The organism is Serratia sp. CoH_122_TC_1 (assembly GCF_058191755.1).
This window is the reverse complement of record NZ_JBXWLA010000017.1, coordinates 13,848-28,629: the sequence shown is the minus strand read 5'-3', so window position 1 is coordinate 28,629 and position 14,782 is coordinate 13,848. Positions and strand designations below refer to the sequence as shown.

Sequence of the window (14,782 nt, the reverse complement as noted above, 5' to 3'; positions counted from 1 at the left end):
GCGCAGCAGGCCGCTGCGCTTCGTGAGAATTATTGCTGCAGGTAGCTCAGAACAATATCGTGATGATTGGTGGTCTTGAAATCATCAAACACTTTTTCAACCTTACCCTTGGCGTCGAGCAAGAAGCTGATGCGGTGAATGCCATCATAGGTTTTCCCCATGAAGGTTTTCTCGCCCCAAACGCCGAACTGCTCTGCTACCTGGTGATCCTCATCGGATAACAAGGTGAAGTTTAACAACTCTTTCTCGGCAAAACGCGACAGCTTTTCTGGTTTATCCGTGCTGATGCCAAGCACTTCGACACCGGCTTTTTTCAAGTCATCCATGTTATCCCGCAAACCGCAGGCCTGTACGGTACAGCCTGGCGTCATCGCCTTGGGATAAAAATAAACAAGCACTCGCTGTCCTTGGAAGTCGGCTAAGTTAATTTCCTCACCGTCCTGGTCAGGCAAACTAAAGTTCGGCGCTGTGTCACCGGCTTTCAATGGGCTCATAACTACTCTCCATCTTTCTCATCATGCTGTGGATAGTTAACAACGCTAATACTGCCTTGTGCTTTCAGTTCTGTACATAGGCGATGAAAGGCTTGCTCAATATTTGATGCATCTTGATTGCCGGGACTGTGTGCCGTGATCTGGATATACAGCTGCGGCGGCAGTCCACCTTCCGCCGGCTGGGTGCGGGACACCAACTCGGCAATGTTCATCTGGCTGGAGTCGAACAGATCGGTAAAACGCTCGATGAGGTGTGGGGAGTCCTGTACTTCAACCTGTACCCATACGGTGGCCGGCATCGGCGGCCTTTCGTGTGAGTTGGTCCGTTTCATTACAATGAGCAGGTCCAGTTCTGCGCCTTTTTGCGGCAGGGTGGACTCGATCAGGGTAATGGCGTTCCAACTGCCTGAAAGCAGCATGATGAACGTGAATTCTTCACCCAACATGGCCAGACGGCTATCTTCGATATTGCATCCGCAACTGCTGACGTGACGAGTGATGGCATTGACGATTCCGGGGCGATCGGCGCCGAGCGCGGTAATCACGAGATAGTGTTCATCTGGCTTAGGCAAAATGGAGCTTCCTGTCGTGCTCAATGGGGTTACCATGGTAAACATAAAAAAAACCGCCTGCCAAGCGCTTACAACACCGTTGTTTGCTTGCTTTTGGATAGGCAGCAAAAGTACCATGAGTGACTTGTTTGTGGAGGGGACGGCCAATGTTTACGGGAAGTATTGTTGCACTGGTTACGCCGATGGATGACACAGGTGCTGTCGATCGCGCGAGCCTAAAAAAATTGATTGATTATCATGTAGCCAGTGGAACTGCGGCTATCGTTTCCGTAGGGACTACCGGTGAGTCCGCAACGCTTGCCCATGACGAGCATGTCGACGTGGTATTGCAGACGCTGGAGCTGGCCGCAGGCCGTATTCCGGTGATTGCCGGCACGGGGGCCAACGCCACCGCTGAAGCCATTTCTCTGACGCAGCGTTTCGAAAATACGGGTGTCGCGGGTTGCCTGACGGTCACGCCGTACTACAACAAGCCGACTCAGGAAGGGCTGTATCAGCACTTCAAGGCGATTGCCGAAAGCACCGCACTGCCGCAAATCCTCTATAACGTGCCTTCGCGCACCGGGTGTGACATGCTGCCGCCGGTGATTGCGCGTTTAGCAAAAATTAAGAATATTGTTGCTGTTAAAGAGGCAACAGGGAACTTAAGTCGTGTAAGTCAGATCCAAGTGCTGGTTGATGATGAAGATTTCATTTTGCTGAGCGGCGATGACGCCAGCGGTCTGGATTTCATGCAACTGGGCGGCAAAGGGGTGATTTCCGTGACGGCCAACGTGGCGGCGCGTGAAATGGCGCAACTTTGCGCGCTGGCAGCGCAGGGCGATTTTGCCCAAGCACGCCGCTTAAATCAGCGCTTGATGCCGTTGCATCAGGATTTGTTTGTAGAAGCAAACCCAATTCCGGTGAAATGGGCCTGCAAGGCATTGGGATTGATGGCAACCGATACGCTGCGTCTGCCTATGACGCCGTTGACCGACGCTGCCCGTCCGGTAGTGGAACGCGCACTGAAAAGCGCCGGTTTGCTGTAACTCTAAGGGAAATTTGATGGTTTATTCATTGCAAAAGTCGAGGGTAGCAAAAGTCGTTGGCATCTCGCTGGTTATGATGTTGGCGGCCTGTAGCAGCGACCAGCGCTACAAGCGCCAGGTCAGCGGCGATGAAGCGTATCTTGACGCTTCACCGCTGAAGGCACTGAACGCCCCCGCGGGTATGATCCTGCCGGTGCAAAGCGGTAACTACGATGTTCCGGCTACCACACTGAAAGGCGGGATCGGCAAGCAACTGGATATTCGTCCGCCGGTACAGCCTCTGGCATTGCTGAGCGGTTCACGCGCGCAATATGCTGGCGACAGCGGTACGCTGCTGCTTGAGAACAGCCCGCAAAACCAGAACCTGTGGTCACGCGTTGTCAGCATGCTGCAGGCGAAAAATATCGCGATAGCCTCACGCCAAGACGCCGGTCAGACTCTGACTACCGACTGGGTGAAGTGGAACCGTCTGGATGAAGACAACCAGTACGAAGGCCGCTACCAGATCAGCGTGCAGCAGCAGGGTTATCAGCAGGCGCTGGTGGTTAAAACCGTGGGTCTGCAGCAGCAGGGCAAAACCGATCAGGTTACCGACCCGTCTGAAGTTCAGCGCTACAACGGTATGATGATGAATACCATCGTTGAAGGCCTGGACAAACAAGACAACCTGGCAAGCAGCCAGTCTGCTAATCGTTTCGGCGCGCTGGACGTGCAGAGCGCGGCAGATGATACCGGCCTGCCAATGTTGGTTGTGCGTGGCCCGTACACTGTGGTGTGGGATCGCCTGCCGGCAGCGTTGGAAAAACTGGGGATGAAAGTGGGTGACCGCAGCCGTCCGCAGGGCACCGTCGCTGTGACCTACAAATCCCTGAGCGGCAGCGATTGGGATGCGTTGGGTGCCAAGGACCCTGAACTGAAAGAAGGCGATTACAAACTGCAGGTGGGGGACTTGAACAACCGCACCAGCCTGCAATTTATCGATCCTAAAGGTAAGCCGTTGACCCAGTCACAAAACGACGGGTTGGTTGCGGCATTCCAGGCAGCATTCAGTAAAACCAGCGTTAAATAACGGAAAAGGGGCTTCGGCCCCTTTTTGTTTGATGGTTACGGTATCGTTTGCGTCGCAGATTTGGCACAATATACCCATCATTCTTGAAGCTACAGCTGTGTTGGCTGCGTGCACTCACCCCGATCACTTACTTGAGTAAGCTCCCGGGGACTCCTGCCCTTGCCGCCTTGCTGTAACTCCAATTATTTTGGGTATATCACGCCTGTGTGTTGAAGCGTTTTTAAAAATTTTTTTGGAGTAAGTGAGATGCAAAAAATAGCTGAGCTGTATCGCGGAAAGGCAAAAACCGTCTACACCACCGAAAACCCCGACCTGCTGGTGTTGGAATTCCGCAACGATACGTCAGCACTGGATGGTCAGCGTATTGAGCAGTTCGATCGCAAAGGCATGGTGAACAACAAGTTCAACCATTTCATCATGAGCAAACTGGAAGAAGCTGGCATCCCGACGCAGATGGAACGCCTGCTGTCAGACAATGAAGTGCTGGTGAAAAAGTTGGACATGGTGCCGGTAGAGTGTGTGATCCGTAACCGTGCCGCCGGTTCTTTGGTGAAGCGTCTGGGCATTGAAGAAGGCCTGGTGTTGAATCCGCCCCTGTTCGACCTGTTCCTGAAAAACGATGCGATGCACGATCCAATGGTCAATGAATCCTATTGTGAAACCTTCGGTTGGGTGAACAAAGAGCACCTGGCACGCATGCGTGAGCTGAGCTACAAGGCAAACGACGTGCTGAGCAAGCTGTTTGACGATGCGGGTCTGATCCTGGTCGACTTCAAACTGGAGTTCGGTCTGTTCAACGGTGAAGTCGTGCTGGGCGATGAGTTCTCGCCAGACGGCAGCCGCCTGTGGGACAAGAACACCCTGGACAAGATGGACAAAGACCGCTTCCGTCAGAGCCTGGGTGGTTTGATCGAAGCCTACGAAGAAGTGGCTCGCCGCATTGGCGTCAAACTCGACTAAGGGTTTTCGCTGCAAACGGGGTCATCTGGCCCCGTCATTCCCTTCATTTTCTCGTCGTCTGCGCCGTTTTGCCTGCATTTCCAGAAAAATTCTACATTTCCCCTGCCGCTGAGCATTTATAATGATCAACGTAACATGACAAAAACCTAATCTGGAGTTTACTTATGCGTTGGCAAGGGCGTCGGGAAAGTGACAATGTTGAGGATCGTCGCGGGCAGTCTTCAGGTCTGGGTGGCGGTGGTGGCGGTTTCCGTGTGCCTCGCGGCAAAGGCGGTATCGTCATTTTAGTGGTGGTGCTGGTGGCCGGTTATTACGGTGTCGATCTTTCGCCGTTGCTCAATGGCGGTGACGTGAGCCCGCAAACTCAACAACAGAGTGCTAGCATCAGTCCAAAAGACGATGAGCTGGCCAAGTTTACCTCGGTGGTGCTGGCCTCTACCGAAGATAACTGGAAAGACGTTTTCCAACGTATGGGGAAAACCTACCAGCCGCCTAAACTGGTCATGTATCGCGGTGTAACGCGCACCAGTTGTGGTACGGGCCAGGCGGCAATGGGGCCGTTTTATTGCCCGGGTGACAAAACCGTGTATATCGATTTGTCGTTCTATCAGGATATGAAAACTAAACTGGGTGCCGGCGGTGACTTTGCGCAGGCCTATGTGGTGGCGCATGAAGTCGGCCACCATGTACAAAACCTGCTGGGCATTGAAGCGAAAGTACGTCAGATGCAGCAGGGCGCCAGCCAGGCGGAAGTAAATCGCCTGTCGGTGAAGATGGAACTGCAGGCGGACTGTTTTGCCGGTGTCTGGGGCAAATATGCCGAGAAGCAACAGATGTTGGAAGAGGGTGATTTGCAGTCAGCGTTGAACGCCGCACAGGCGATTGGCGATGATCGTTTGCAGCAGCAGGGGCAAGGACGTGTTGTACCGGACAGTTTTACCCACGGTACCTCACAGCAGCGTTATACCTGGTTTAAGCAGGGTTTTGACAGCGGCGATCCTAACACCTGCAACACCTTCGCATCACGTTAACATGCTATGCCGGAGCCTGACTCCGGCATTTTTTTAAGTCTGAGTATCAGGCTATGTCCCACCTGTGGACGTGGCACCGTCGTAAATAAGGGACACCGCCTTGTTACAGGCAATGCAGCAACGTATGCAGCAGCAGGGCATCAGGCGCCTGCTGGTGCTCAGTGGCGAACCGCAATGGTGCCGCCAGCAGGCGCAACACCTGGCAGCGATGCTACCGGGTGACTGGCCGTGGGTGGGGGAAAACCCGCCCGCGGGCGTGCAGGCGTTGGCGAGTAGCGCGGTGAAAACGCTGTTGGGCCAAGAGCGGTTGCACGCGACCTTTGACGCAACAGCCGGTTTGGATGTTGAAGCGCTGGCAGCATTAGCCGGTACGTTACGTGCCGGCAGCTGGTTACTGTTATTGACGCCATCCTGGCGACAGTGGCATCAGCAGCCGGATCATGACAGCCTGCGCTGGAGCGATTGCCCACAACCGATCACGACCCCAAACTTTATTCATCATCTGCAACAGCACTTGGTGTCAGACACTGAGGTAACGGTCTGGCGACAGGAAGAGGCGCTGGCTCTGGCGCCCTTGCCGTCACGCCCGGACTGGCATGCCCCGAATGGTCGCCCTACCACGGAACAACAAAGGTTGCTGACGCAATTGTTGGGCGCCGAATCAGGCATTTGGGTACTGACGGCGGCACGTGGGCGCGGTAAATCAACGGTGGCGGGCATGCTGGTGGCGAATACGCCACTCACCTGTTGGATTACCGGGCCGAGCCGTGCTGCCACCGAAGTCGCCAGTGAATGGGCGCAGGGCCGTGCTCAATTTTGGGCGCCGGACGCGCTGCTGGCCCATTGCCGTGAACATGACGTCAGCGACGTAGGTTGGCTGCTGGTGGATGAAGCGGCGGCGATCCCCGGACCGTTATTGCAACGCCTGGTGAGCCATTTCCCCCGCGTTTTGCTGACCACCACGGTTCAGGGTTATGAAGGCACCGGCCGTGGTTTTTTACTGAAGTTTTGTGCTGGGCTTCCTGCGTTTCAGCCATTGGGGTTGGAACAGCCGATGCGTTGGGCTCGCGGTGATGCGTTGGAGCGCGTAATAGATAACGCGTTACTGTTCACCGAGCAATCCCCCTGGCAGGCCTCAGGTGAGGCGGTCAGTATCAGCAGTACCGAACAACGCGGGTTGTGTGCCGAGCCCCAACGGCTGGCACGTTTTTATGCCTTATTGAGCAGTGCCCACTATCGCACCTCGCCGCTCGATTTACGGCGGCTGATGGATGCCCCCGGCATGCATTTCGCCATGGCGCAGGTGGAGGACAACGTCGTCGGTGCACTGTGGCTGGTAGAGGAAGGCGGATTGAGCGCCGAGCTGGCTCATGACGTCTGGGCGGGGCGACGGCGGCCACGCGGCAATCTGGTGGCACAATCGCTGGCGGCGCATGGCGGGCAGTGGTGGGCGCCGACGTTGCGTTCACGGCGTATTACCCGCATTGCGGTGTTACCTGCATTACGCCAGCAGGGCATTGCTCGCCGCATGATAGCGGAGCAACGCCAGCAAGCGCAGGGGCTGGATTACCTTTCGGTCAGTTTTGGTTACACCGAGCCGCTGTGGCGATTTTGGCAATCCTGTGGTTTTGAGCTGGTACGCATCGGTAGCAAAACCGAGGCCAGCAGCGGTTGCTACACCGCCATGGCGATCCTGCCGTTAACCGAACAGGGTGAAGCGCTGCAACATGCGGCCCATAAGCATCTTGCACGTGATTGGCGCTGGTTGCAGCCACGTATCAATCTGCAACTGGAGATCACCGGTGATGATGGCGATACACAACTGGGTGAGGACGACTGGCGCGAGCTGGCCGGGTTTGCTTTCGCCCACCGGCCACTCGAGGCCAGTCTGGGCGCGCTACAGCGTTTATTGTTAGCCAGCACCTTACCGCTGCCCGCTTTGCGTCTGCATTTGCAGCAACAAGCAACGCCAATAGCCTGCGTGGTACAGCTGGGTTGCAGCGGACAGAAAGCCTTGTTGCGTCGTTGGCGGCAAGAGGCGGGTTTGGCCCTCGAACAGCTTGATGCACAGCACTGCCTGCGTTGGCACGACTGGTCTCAATCGTTGGAATAAATTGAAGATGTTACTCAATAAAACCCGATTTTCCTGATTCCTCAGCGGCGTATAGTAGCTGGCAGAAACCCGGACACTGGGTACTGGGCAGAATCTGATGAATGAAGGAGTCACCGATGAAACATGAGCATTTCGTTGTCCAAAGCCCGGCAACCCCGGCTGCGCAGCTGATCCTGCTGTTTCACGGTGTCGGCGACACCCCGGTCGCGATGGGTGAGATTGGCAGTTACTTCGCCAAGGATTTTCCGCAGGCGTTGGTGGTGAGCATCGGCGGCCCTTTCCCCTTCGGGAACGGCAGTGGTCGCCAGTGGTTTTCGGTACAGGGTGTGACGGAAGATAACCGCGCCGAGCGCATCGCAGACGTCATGCCGCAGTTTGTCGAAACCGTACGTTACTGGCAGAAACACAGTGGCGTGAATGATGCGGGCACCGCGCTGATAGGTTTTTCTCAAGGATCAATCATGGCGCTGGAAGCCTTGAAGGTAGAACCCAAACTTGCTGGCCGCGTGGTGGCTTTCAGTGGGCGTTTTGCCAGCTTGCCGGAGCAGGCATTGGGTGAGAGCGTGGTGCATTTGATCCACGGTGAACAAGATGCGGTAATTGCAGTGCAGCACGCCAGGGAGGCGGCAGAACGGCTGCAGGCCAAGGGCGTCGACGTCACGTTGGATGTCGTGGATGACGTTGGGCATGCCATTAATCAGGCGATGATGAATAGCGCCCTCGAACGACTGCACTATTACGTGCCACAACGTTACTGGGAAGAGGCTTTGTTTGGTAAGCGGGGCGATTTAATCGCCTTCAAGTAAACGTCAGGGCGCATTACGCGCCCTGATATCATTTTTTCTTCGGCCAATCGTCTTCATCATCCCACTCGGCGTTGTTATCGCGGTGAGGGGGGAGTTCCGGCTTATCGGCCAGATAGCGTTTGACGTCAACGCGACGTAGCTCTTTGATCCCACTGATGATCATCCCGACGAGAATCAGCAAGATTATCCACCAATAGTCAGCTAACCATTCCATATTTACTCCTTTCCTTCAGTGCGTATAAAACGCGAAAATATCGATGGCAGATGCTCTTCAAGCCATGCTGCACCGGCAACGTCCTTATCTTTCCAGGCTGCCAGCAACAGTGCTGGCGTCAGCAAATGTTCAGCCTCGCGCGCCAGTGGGCGGTAGCTCAAATGCCAAGGCTCCACCGCCACGCCGTCACCCTCTTCGGTGAACGGACGGTAAAAGCCAAATTCGGCCATATGATCCGTCATCCACTGGTTGAGTGGATAAAAGTAGCCGCCTTGTTCGTATTCCCAGGGTTCCAGTTGCAACTTCTGCCCAGCGGGCAACAGAGAGGGATCGTAAACGTCCAGATCGCTGCCCCAGTGATGGCGGCTGGCGCCCGGTAAAGCCGACCAGCGTAAGATCGCCTCGCAACGTTCTGCCGCGGACAGCGGCGTGATGTCGATAGGCCGACTGTCCTTATCTAATACTGGCCGCTCCCCGCAGAATTTGCCATTCCAGATCGCCTGTTGCCGTTCAAAATCACGAAATGTGCTGGCGGGCTGTAGACTAAACCCGGCTTCGAGCGCCGCCTGTTGCATGGCAAGGAACGCCGCGACCGCTGCGGGTTGCAGGCGGTGGTGACCGCTAAGCGGCGCCAGGTGGTCAGTCGAGCGCCCAGTCAGCATTTCTGGCGTGATCATGCGACTAATTGCTCCATGATGCGTTGATACATGCGACTCAGTAATTGTAGGTCAGCCGCGTGTACACATTCGTTAACTTTATGGATAGTCGCATTGACTGGCCCCAACTCAACTACCTGCGCGCCCATTTGGGCGATAAAGCGGCCGTCGGAGGTTCCGCCAGTGGTCAGCAATTGCGGTGTCAGTTCGGAATAGTGTTCGACGGCATTCACCACCGCGTCTACCAACGCCCCGCGCGCGGTCAGGAAAGGGTGACCCGACAGACGCCATTCGATGCTGTAGTTCAGCTGATGGCGTTCGAGCAACTCTTCTACGCGTTGTTTGATCGTGGCATCAGTCGATTCAGTGCTGAAACGGAAGTTGAACTGGACGAACATCTCGCCCGGGATCACGTTGTTGCTGCCCGTGCCGGCCTGCACGTTGGCGATCTGCATACTGGTTGGCGGGAAGAATTCATTGCCGTGGTCCCACTCAATGGCCACCAGTTCATTAAGCGCCGGCATGGCACGATGTACTGGGTTATCCGCCAGGTGCGGGTAGGCGACGTGGCCCTGAATGCCGTGAATGTGCAGGTTAGCAGTGATTGAGCCGCGGCGGCCGTTTTTCACCACGTCGCCGACGCGTTCGGTGCTGGACGGCTCGCCAACCAGGCAGTAATCAAGACGCTCGTTGCGTGCCATCAGGGCTTCTACCACTTTCACCGTGCCGTGCGTAGCGCTGGCCTCTTCATCAGAGGTGATCAGGAATGCCAGACGCCCCTGATGGTGCGGGTTAGCCGCGACAAAGCGTTCGGCTGCAACTACCATGGCCGCTAGTGAACCTTTCATGTCCGCCGCGCCGCGGCCATACAGCATACCGTCGCGGATGGTCGGTTCAAATGGCGGGTTGTCCCAGCGTTTTTCGTCGCCGGTCGGCACCACGTCAGTGTGGCCGGCAAACGCCAGGGTTTGCCCCTCGCCGCGCCAGGCCCAGAAATTCAGGGTGTCGCCGAAAGGCATGGGCTCAACGGTAAAACCGATGGCTTCGAGACGTTCAATCATTAGCGCCTGGCAGCCTTCGTCATGTGGGCTGAGAGAAGGGCGTTTGATCAGCTGTTGGGCCAGTTCGATCACCGGGCAAATCATGCTGCCACCTCGGAAATAAATTGCTGATAACCCTCGGCGTTGAAGCCGAGCAGAGCATGACCTTTGCTGTCGATCAGCAACGGACGCTTGATGATGGCCGGTTGGGACAGCATCAGCGCGATGGCTGCATCGGGATTGTCGCAGGCGTTACGCTGCGCTTCGTCCAGTTTGCGCCAGGTGGTGCCGCGGGTATTCAGCAGCGGCTCCCAGCCCAAAATATCGACAAAACCACGCAGCTGCTGTTCGTCCAGCCCGTCTGCGCGGTAGTCGTGAAATTGATAAGCCACACCCTGTTCTTCCAGCCAGCGGCGCGCTTTTTTGATGGTGTCACAATTTTTGATGCCGTACATGGTTAACGTCATGGAGTAAGAACCTTCTCTGCAACCCAACACCGGCGCGTGTGGCCGGTGGTAAACCGCCGGTGGCGGTGAAATGAAAGCCAGCGACCAGAATGCCGAAAAATGGCGGGGAGTTCCACCGTCCAATGGTCTGAAAGGCGAGGAAAAGCTGAAAAAACACCGGCCGAATTTACCGCGGCGGATTATTTGCTAATCTCAATGTGGTACCCAGTCTGCCTGCACAAGAAGAAAAGCATGGATAAATATCGTATCGACATCACCGAAAGCGCGATTGATGAAATACACGCGCTGATCGCTGAGGGTTTGAATCAGTACAACGATGAGATCACGGGTAGCAACGACCGACGCCCGCTGGCCGTGGTGGTGAGAGATTCCGTGAGCGGAGCAGTGTTGGGTGGGATCACCGGACGTTCATCACTGGGCATGCTGTTTTTAGATCTGTTTTATCTGCCAAAATCGCTGAGAGGTTCGGGGCTGGGCAGCGAACTGCTGCGTCGTTTTGAACGGGAAGGGCGGAGCAGGGGATGTGTTTCTGCGGTGTTATACACCCTCAGTTTCCAGGCACCGAAATTTTATGAGCTGAATGGCTGGACGCGCTTTGGTGAAGTGCCCTGCCTGCCGGCGGGCACCCACCGTATCTTTATGATGAAGGCGCTGTAGTTTTTCCGGTCAAGGCTATGGTCTGAGCTGCCGCAATTGATAACCCAGACTTTTTTTCACCATCGGCCATTCGTGGTCGATGAGGGAGAAAACCCCGTTGCATTCACTTTTTGTCCTGGTCCTTGGACCAATGCTTCATCTCTTCGTCGATAAAGTAAGTGACGAGATCGCGATACAGTTTTTCTATCACTTCCGGGCTCAAACCTTGTTCTTCGGCCCAGACGCGTCTTTGCAACAGCATGGCGTCAAAGCGCTCTTTGGCGCGCACCGCATCGGGACTGGTCTTGAATTTTGCCGCTGCCTTTACGTAGTCGAAACGTTTGGCGATCAGCGTGATGATGTTTTCATCCATCATATCTATTTCTGCGCGAATATCGTTCATATCCGCACACTCTTGCGGAAGCAGACGGTTCTCAATGTTCATTGAGTTGTTCCCTTAAGGTTAGTTCAACGCAGGTAGCCATTCTGTTGCAGGCGTTCCAATGACGCGCTGTCGGCATAAACCATGCCGGTGGTCAGCTCACGGAAGTGGTATTTTTTGTAGAAATCCAGTTTGTCGGGCACCGAGTAGATAAACACCTTTCCGAGCGGTGCCAAATCCTGCATCACCCGATCCATCAATAGCCGCCCCCATCCCCGTCCCTGAACGTCAGGATGGAGAGCCACATCGGCCAGATAGGCAACGGAGGTCATATCACTTATCGCATGTGCGGTGGCGACCAACCTGCCATCGTAGTAGCCCCAATAGCAAAATTGGCTGTGCTGATAAACCCGTTGCAGGACTTGCGGGTCTCGTTGGCCCAATCCCGCAGCGTGCAAGAGTTCAGCTAACTGCTGCCAGTCGACGCCATAACGGTTTGGGTCGGTGACTATCTCCATATCGACCTCGCTTAGCCAATTCGATCCAGATCGGCGGCATATTGGCGGATTGCCCGTTGGTAACTGCTGATATCGCTGTATGAAGACGTTTCCGCCAGCAACAGCAACAGGTCTGCTACAGCCTGTTTGGTTTCACCCAGGTTGTACAGCGTCATGGCGCGGAACAGGGTCAATTCTTTCGCCTGCGGGAATTCGGCGAGTCCGTCGTCGAAGGTCGTCAGCGATTGCTGATACAGCCCAAGCGCGCGATAGGTGCTGCCCAGGCCAAGCCAGGCTTCTTGCCGTTGCTTTGGCGGCAACCCGTGCGCCAGCGCCGAGAGATAACAAGGAATGGCCTGCTGCTCAAGCCCTTGTACGTCATACAGACATGCCAGTTGGTAGTGCAGGGTGGCTTCTTCCGGCTTTTGCAAAAGTTGTTGTTTCGCAAGTTCGGTGGCTTCTTGGTAACGGCCCAATTCTTTCAATTGTTCGATGGTCAGCGTAGGGGACATGACATGGCCTCAGAGACGTGGGGGTTTTTTGATACCTTTGGCACGCTACTACGGAAGAATTCATCACACAAGGAATATAGGCGTTGGCATAAAATCGGCCCCGTTATCCGGGGCCGTTTATGGAGAAAGACGATCAGAACTCGTGTTTTAGCGTCAGCATGACGTTGCGCGGATCGCCATAGTTACGGGTGCTGTAGAAATTAGCCTGCGAGTAATATTTCTGATCGAAAACGTTGTTCAGGTTAAGTTGCACCGAGGTTTGTGGCGTCAGTTTGTAACGTGCCATCGCATCGACCAGAACATAAGATCCTTGCTCGGCTTTACGCTGGACCATTTCGCCGTTTTTGGCCCCGTCAACGTTGGCATAAATGCGACTCTGCCAGCGTGCGCCCCCGCCCAGAGTCAGGTCGCGTAAGGCGCCAGTCAGTTGGTAGGTGGTGAACAGGTTGATGTGGGTGCGCGGCTGCTCGGTGTTGAGATTAACGTTATCTTTGTCTTTCAGCGTGAAGTGCGTAATGCCTAGCTGTGCATTCCAGCCTTGCGCCAGTTCACCGTTCAGTTCGAACTCGAACCCTTTGCTGGTCGCCCCCTGGCTCTCATGATAGGTCTGCTGTAACCAATCCAGATTACTCGTGTCTTCATCCTGCACGCCCAGGTTGTCCTGCGTGATGCGGAAGGCCGACAGCGACAGATTGAGTCGGTCATTGAGCAATGCGGCTTTGATGCCCACTTCCTTATTTACCCCTTCAATCGGGGCCAGGTAATGGCCGCTGCTGTCGAGATAGGTCTGATCCTTAAATATATTGGTGTAGCTGGCATAGGCAGATACCTGATCGGTCAGCTTATACACCGTGCCAGCGAATGGCGTCACTTTGTTTGCCGTGGTGGTGGTGGTGTTTTTGAAGCTGTTGAAGCGGGCACCGAGTACCAGATCCAAGCGTTCCGTAACGGAGAAGTCAGCACTGCTATAAATCCCGATTTGGCGCGTCCGGTAATCCATTTGCGGCATTTTGTCCGACCACTCGGGTTCACCCAGACCGCCGTTCCAATCACGCAGGCTGCCGCTAAATAGCCGGGAGGTGCTGGCGCTGCGATAGGTGCTGTAGCTGTGTTGCCAGGCTGAGGAACTGCCTACCACAAAGGTGTGGTTACGGCCCAACAGGGTGAAGTCACCGTTCAGCTTCATGTCTATCGCATGCTGATCGCGGTAGCCTTCATAGCGCCCGGCATACGGGCTTGAGGGTTTTACCGCCCAGGTATCGGGAGCGATCAGCCCGCCGAGACTCATTGCCATTTTGGCATCGAAGGCCTGGCGACTGTGGGTGTAGTTCGCTACGCCTTTCCAGTTGTTGTCGAACTGGTGTTCCAACGTGGCGAACTGAGTACTCAGTGTGGTATCCCAACTTGACCAGTCAGATGCCCCACTGTAGTGACGATCCCAGTTGATTTCGCTACCGTCGCTGAACCAGCCGGTTGGCAAGGCACCGCCCCAGGTTGAGGCTTTAGGCCGGTTTTGCTGATAATCCGCACCCAGTCGCAGCAATGTTTCGCTGGTCAGATCGGCTTCTAGCGTGCCGTAAATCACCCCCTTGCGTTCCTGATGCCGTTCCATATAAGAATGGCTGCGGTCGGCAGCGGCAGCGACGCGTACCCTGACGGTACCTTCATCATTGAGCGGTGTACCGGCATCTATCGTCGTGCGGTAGTGATCCCAAGAGCCGGCAGAAAGCTCGGCGCGGGCAAAAGGAGAAAGGCTGGAGGCTTTCTTTCTGACCAAATTGATGGCGGCACCCGGATTACCGACACCGTTTAACAAACCGGCGGCACCTCTGACGATTTCGACGTGATCCAGCGTGATCGAATCAATTTCAGATTCACCGCCGGAATAACCGGAATCAAAGAAGGTGGGAACACCGTCATATTGATAGTTATCGACGCTAAAACCGCGGTAATTGAACGAGGAGCGTTCGCTATCGTAATTGCTTTCACTGACGCCCGTTGACCAGCGCAGAATATCCTTTAGCGAATACGCATTGATATCATCAATCTGTTGACGAGTGATGACCGAAACCGACTGTGGCGTATCCTTGATGCTTAGCGGCAGGCCGGTTGCGGTGCTCATTTGTTGGGTGGTATAGGAACCGGTATTTTCGGTACTGCCGTCATCGCTAAACGGCGAAGCCACCACCTCCAGGGTTTCTTCTTTCTGCGGCCGGGAAGTCTGCTCGTTGCCTGCGGCCTGTGCAATCATGACCGGTAGGCACAGCAATGCACCACCGGAAAGGCGAATCATAAAACTAGCCAT

17 protein-coding genes are annotated in these 14,782 nt (G+C 55.2%); 7 read left to right on the top strand and 10 right to left on the bottom strand.

Features of this window, described 5'->3' with window-relative positions:
• Positions 1–29 precede the first annotated feature (29 nt).
• Both bcp and AC2FC2_RS20250 read right to left on the bottom strand, forming a co-directional pair.
• A complete protein-coding gene (gene bcp / locus AC2FC2_RS20255) occupies positions 30–494 on the bottom strand; it encodes a thioredoxin-dependent thiol peroxidase (RefSeq protein WP_209638187.1) in 465 nt (154 codons plus the stop codon).
• 2 nt (positions 495–496) lie between these two features.
• Positions 497–1,102: a glycine cleavage system transcriptional repressor gene (locus AC2FC2_RS20250; RefSeq protein ID WP_209638578.1), complete on the bottom strand. Its 606-nt coding sequence runs from the start codon at positions 1,100–1,102 to the stop codon at positions 497–499.
• Positions 1,103–1,212: 110 nt separating this feature from the next.
• Here AC2FC2_RS20250 and dapA point away from each other — a divergent pair, with 110 nt between their 5' ends.
• The 6 genes from dapA to ypfH all read left to right on the top strand — a co-directional run bounded on the left by dapA (position 1,213) and on the right by ypfH (position 8,073).
• Positions 1,213–2,094, top strand: a complete 882-nt coding sequence (dapA, locus tag AC2FC2_RS20245; protein ID WP_209638185.1) for a 4-hydroxy-tetrahydrodipicolinate synthase — start codon at positions 1,213–1,215, stop codon at positions 2,092–2,094.
• A 16-nt stretch (positions 2,095–2,110) separates the two neighbouring features.
• The gene (gene bamC, locus AC2FC2_RS20240; RefSeq protein ID WP_209638183.1) at positions 2,111–3,163 is read left to right on the top strand and encodes an outer membrane protein assembly factor BamC; all 1,053 of its coding nucleotides are present in this window, start codon (positions 2,111–2,113) and stop codon (positions 3,161–3,163) included.
• Between the two features lie 246 nt (positions 3,164–3,409).
• A complete protein-coding gene (gene purC / locus AC2FC2_RS20235; protein ID WP_004951825.1) occupies positions 3,410–4,123 on the top strand; it encodes a phosphoribosylaminoimidazolesuccinocarboxamide synthase in 714 nt (237 codons plus the stop codon).
• 164 nt (positions 4,124–4,287) lie between these two features.
• Positions 4,288–5,154, top strand: coding sequence for a KPN_02809 family neutral zinc metallopeptidase (gene ypfJ, locus AC2FC2_RS20230; RefSeq protein WP_404760760.1), 867 nt, complete (start codon positions 4,288–4,290; stop codon positions 5,152–5,154).
• Between the two features lie 112 nt (positions 5,155–5,266).
• Entirely contained in the window at positions 5,267–7,267 is a 2,001-nt protein-coding gene (locus AC2FC2_RS20225) for a tRNA(Met) cytidine acetyltransferase TmcA (RefSeq protein WP_490659851.1), read from the top strand.
• 116 nt (positions 7,268–7,383) lie between these two features.
• The gene (gene ypfH, locus AC2FC2_RS20220) at positions 7,384–8,073 is read left to right on the top strand and encodes an esterase (RefSeq protein ID WP_490659790.1); all 690 of its coding nucleotides are present in this window, start codon (positions 7,384–7,386) and stop codon (positions 8,071–8,073) included.
• Positions 8,074–8,101: 28 nt separating this feature from the next.
• On the opposite strand, the gene AC2FC2_RS20215 is transcribed toward ypfH, so the two are convergent.
• From AC2FC2_RS20215 to AC2FC2_RS20200, 4 genes are read right to left on the bottom strand one after another with little or no spacing between them, the layout of a single operon-like run.
• A complete protein-coding gene (locus AC2FC2_RS20215; protein ID WP_265555436.1) occupies positions 8,102–8,287 on the bottom strand; it encodes a YpfN family protein in 186 nt (61 codons plus the stop codon).
• 2 nt (positions 8,288–8,289) lie between these two features.
• Positions 8,290–8,964, bottom strand: coding sequence for a M15 family metallopeptidase (locus AC2FC2_RS20210; RefSeq protein WP_265555438.1), 675 nt, complete (start codon positions 8,962–8,964; stop codon positions 8,290–8,292).
• Entirely contained in the window at positions 8,961–10,088 is a 1,128-nt protein-coding gene (gene dapE / locus AC2FC2_RS20205; protein ID WP_209638173.1) for a succinyl-diaminopimelate desuccinylase, read from the bottom strand. The genes AC2FC2_RS20210 and dapE overlap by 4 nt, the downstream gene beginning before the upstream one ends.
• On the bottom strand, positions 10,085–10,450 hold the full coding sequence (locus tag AC2FC2_RS20200) for an ArsC family reductase (protein WP_490659789.1): 366 nt from the start codon (positions 10,448–10,450) through the stop codon (positions 10,085–10,087). The genes dapE and AC2FC2_RS20200 overlap by 4 nt, the downstream gene beginning before the upstream one ends.
• Before the next feature lie 231 nt (positions 10,451–10,681).
• Here AC2FC2_RS20200 and AC2FC2_RS20195 point away from each other — a divergent pair, with 231 nt between their 5' ends.
• Positions 10,682–11,107: a GNAT family N-acetyltransferase gene (locus AC2FC2_RS20195; protein ID WP_209638169.1), complete on the top strand. Its 426-nt coding sequence runs from the start codon at positions 10,682–10,684 to the stop codon at positions 11,105–11,107.
• Between the two features lie 103 nt (positions 11,108–11,210).
• On the opposite strand, the gene AC2FC2_RS20190 is transcribed toward AC2FC2_RS20195, so the two are convergent.
• The 4 genes from AC2FC2_RS20190 to AC2FC2_RS20175 all read right to left on the bottom strand — a co-directional run bounded on the left by AC2FC2_RS20190 (position 11,211) and on the right by AC2FC2_RS20175 (position 14,782).
• Positions 11,211–11,531, bottom strand: a complete 321-nt coding sequence (locus AC2FC2_RS20190) for an isochorismate lyase (RefSeq protein WP_490659788.1) — start codon at positions 11,529–11,531, stop codon at positions 11,211–11,213.
• Positions 11,532–11,554: 23 nt separating this feature from the next.
• Entirely contained in the window at positions 11,555–11,986 is a 432-nt protein-coding gene (locus tag AC2FC2_RS20185) for a GNAT family N-acetyltransferase (protein ID WP_404760763.1), read from the bottom strand.
• Positions 11,987–11,997: 11 nt separating this feature from the next.
• Complete coding sequence (locus AC2FC2_RS20180; protein WP_490308238.1) at positions 11,998–12,477, bottom strand: tetratricopeptide repeat protein; 480 nt, start codon at positions 12,475–12,477, stop codon at positions 11,998–12,000.
• Positions 12,478–12,610: 133 nt separating this feature from the next.
• Positions 12,611–14,782 carry a TonB-dependent siderophore receptor gene (locus tag AC2FC2_RS20175; protein ID WP_490659787.1) on the bottom strand — a complete coding sequence of 724 codons (2,172 nt, stop codon included), beginning with the start codon at positions 14,780–14,782 and terminating at the stop codon, positions 12,611–12,613.

Excerpts from the sequence above, each read along its gene's own strand:
- bcp (WP_209638187.1), bottom strand. The coding sequence starts at position 494 with ATGAGCCCATTGAAAGCCGGTGACACAGCGCCGAACTTTAGTTTGCCT.
- AC2FC2_RS20250 (WP_209638578.1), bottom strand. The coding sequence starts at position 1,102 with ATGGTAACCCCATTGAGCACGACAGGAAGCTCCATTTTGCCTAAGCCA.
- dapA (WP_209638185.1), top strand. The coding sequence starts at position 1,213 with ATGTTTACGGGAAGTATTGTTGCACTGGTTACGCCGATGGATGACACA.
- bamC (WP_209638183.1), top strand. The coding sequence starts at position 2,111 with ATGGTTTATTCATTGCAAAAGTCGAGGGTAGCAAAAGTCGTTGGCATC.
- purC (WP_004951825.1), top strand. The coding sequence starts at position 3,410 with ATGCAAAAAATAGCTGAGCTGTATCGCGGAAAGGCAAAAACCGTCTAC.
- ypfJ (WP_404760760.1), top strand. The coding sequence starts at position 4,288 with ATGCGTTGGCAAGGGCGTCGGGAAAGTGACAATGTTGAGGATCGTCGC.
- AC2FC2_RS20225 (WP_490659851.1), top strand. The coding sequence starts at position 5,267 with ATGCAGCAACGTATGCAGCAGCAGGGCATCAGGCGCCTGCTGGTGCTC.
- ypfH (WP_490659790.1), top strand. The coding sequence starts at position 7,384 with ATGAAACATGAGCATTTCGTTGTCCAAAGCCCGGCAACCCCGGCTGCG.
- AC2FC2_RS20215 (WP_265555436.1), bottom strand. The coding sequence starts at position 8,287 with ATGGAATGGTTAGCTGACTATTGGTGGATAATCTTGCTGATTCTCGTC.
- AC2FC2_RS20210 (WP_265555438.1), bottom strand. The coding sequence starts at position 8,964 with ATGATCACGCCAGAAATGCTGACTGGGCGCTCGACTGACCACCTGGCG.
- dapE (WP_209638173.1), bottom strand. The coding sequence starts at position 10,088 with ATGATTTGCCCGGTGATCGAACTGGCCCAACAGCTGATCAAACGCCCT.
- AC2FC2_RS20200 (WP_490659789.1), bottom strand. The coding sequence starts at position 10,450 with ATGACGTTAACCATGTACGGCATCAAAAATTGTGACACCATCAAAAAA.
- AC2FC2_RS20195 (WP_209638169.1), top strand. The coding sequence starts at position 10,682 with ATGGATAAATATCGTATCGACATCACCGAAAGCGCGATTGATGAAATA.
- AC2FC2_RS20190 (WP_490659788.1), bottom strand. The coding sequence starts at position 11,531 with ATGAACATTGAGAACCGTCTGCTTCCGCAAGAGTGTGCGGATATGAAC.
- AC2FC2_RS20185 (WP_404760763.1), bottom strand. The coding sequence starts at position 11,986 with ATGGAGATAGTCACCGACCCAAACCGTTATGGCGTCGACTGGCAGCAG.
- AC2FC2_RS20180 (WP_490308238.1), bottom strand. The coding sequence starts at position 12,477 with ATGTCCCCTACGCTGACCATCGAACAATTGAAAGAATTGGGCCGTTAC.
- AC2FC2_RS20175 (WP_490659787.1), bottom strand. The coding sequence starts at position 14,782 with ATGGCTAGTTTTATGATTCGCCTTTCCGGTGGTGCATTGCTGTGCCTA.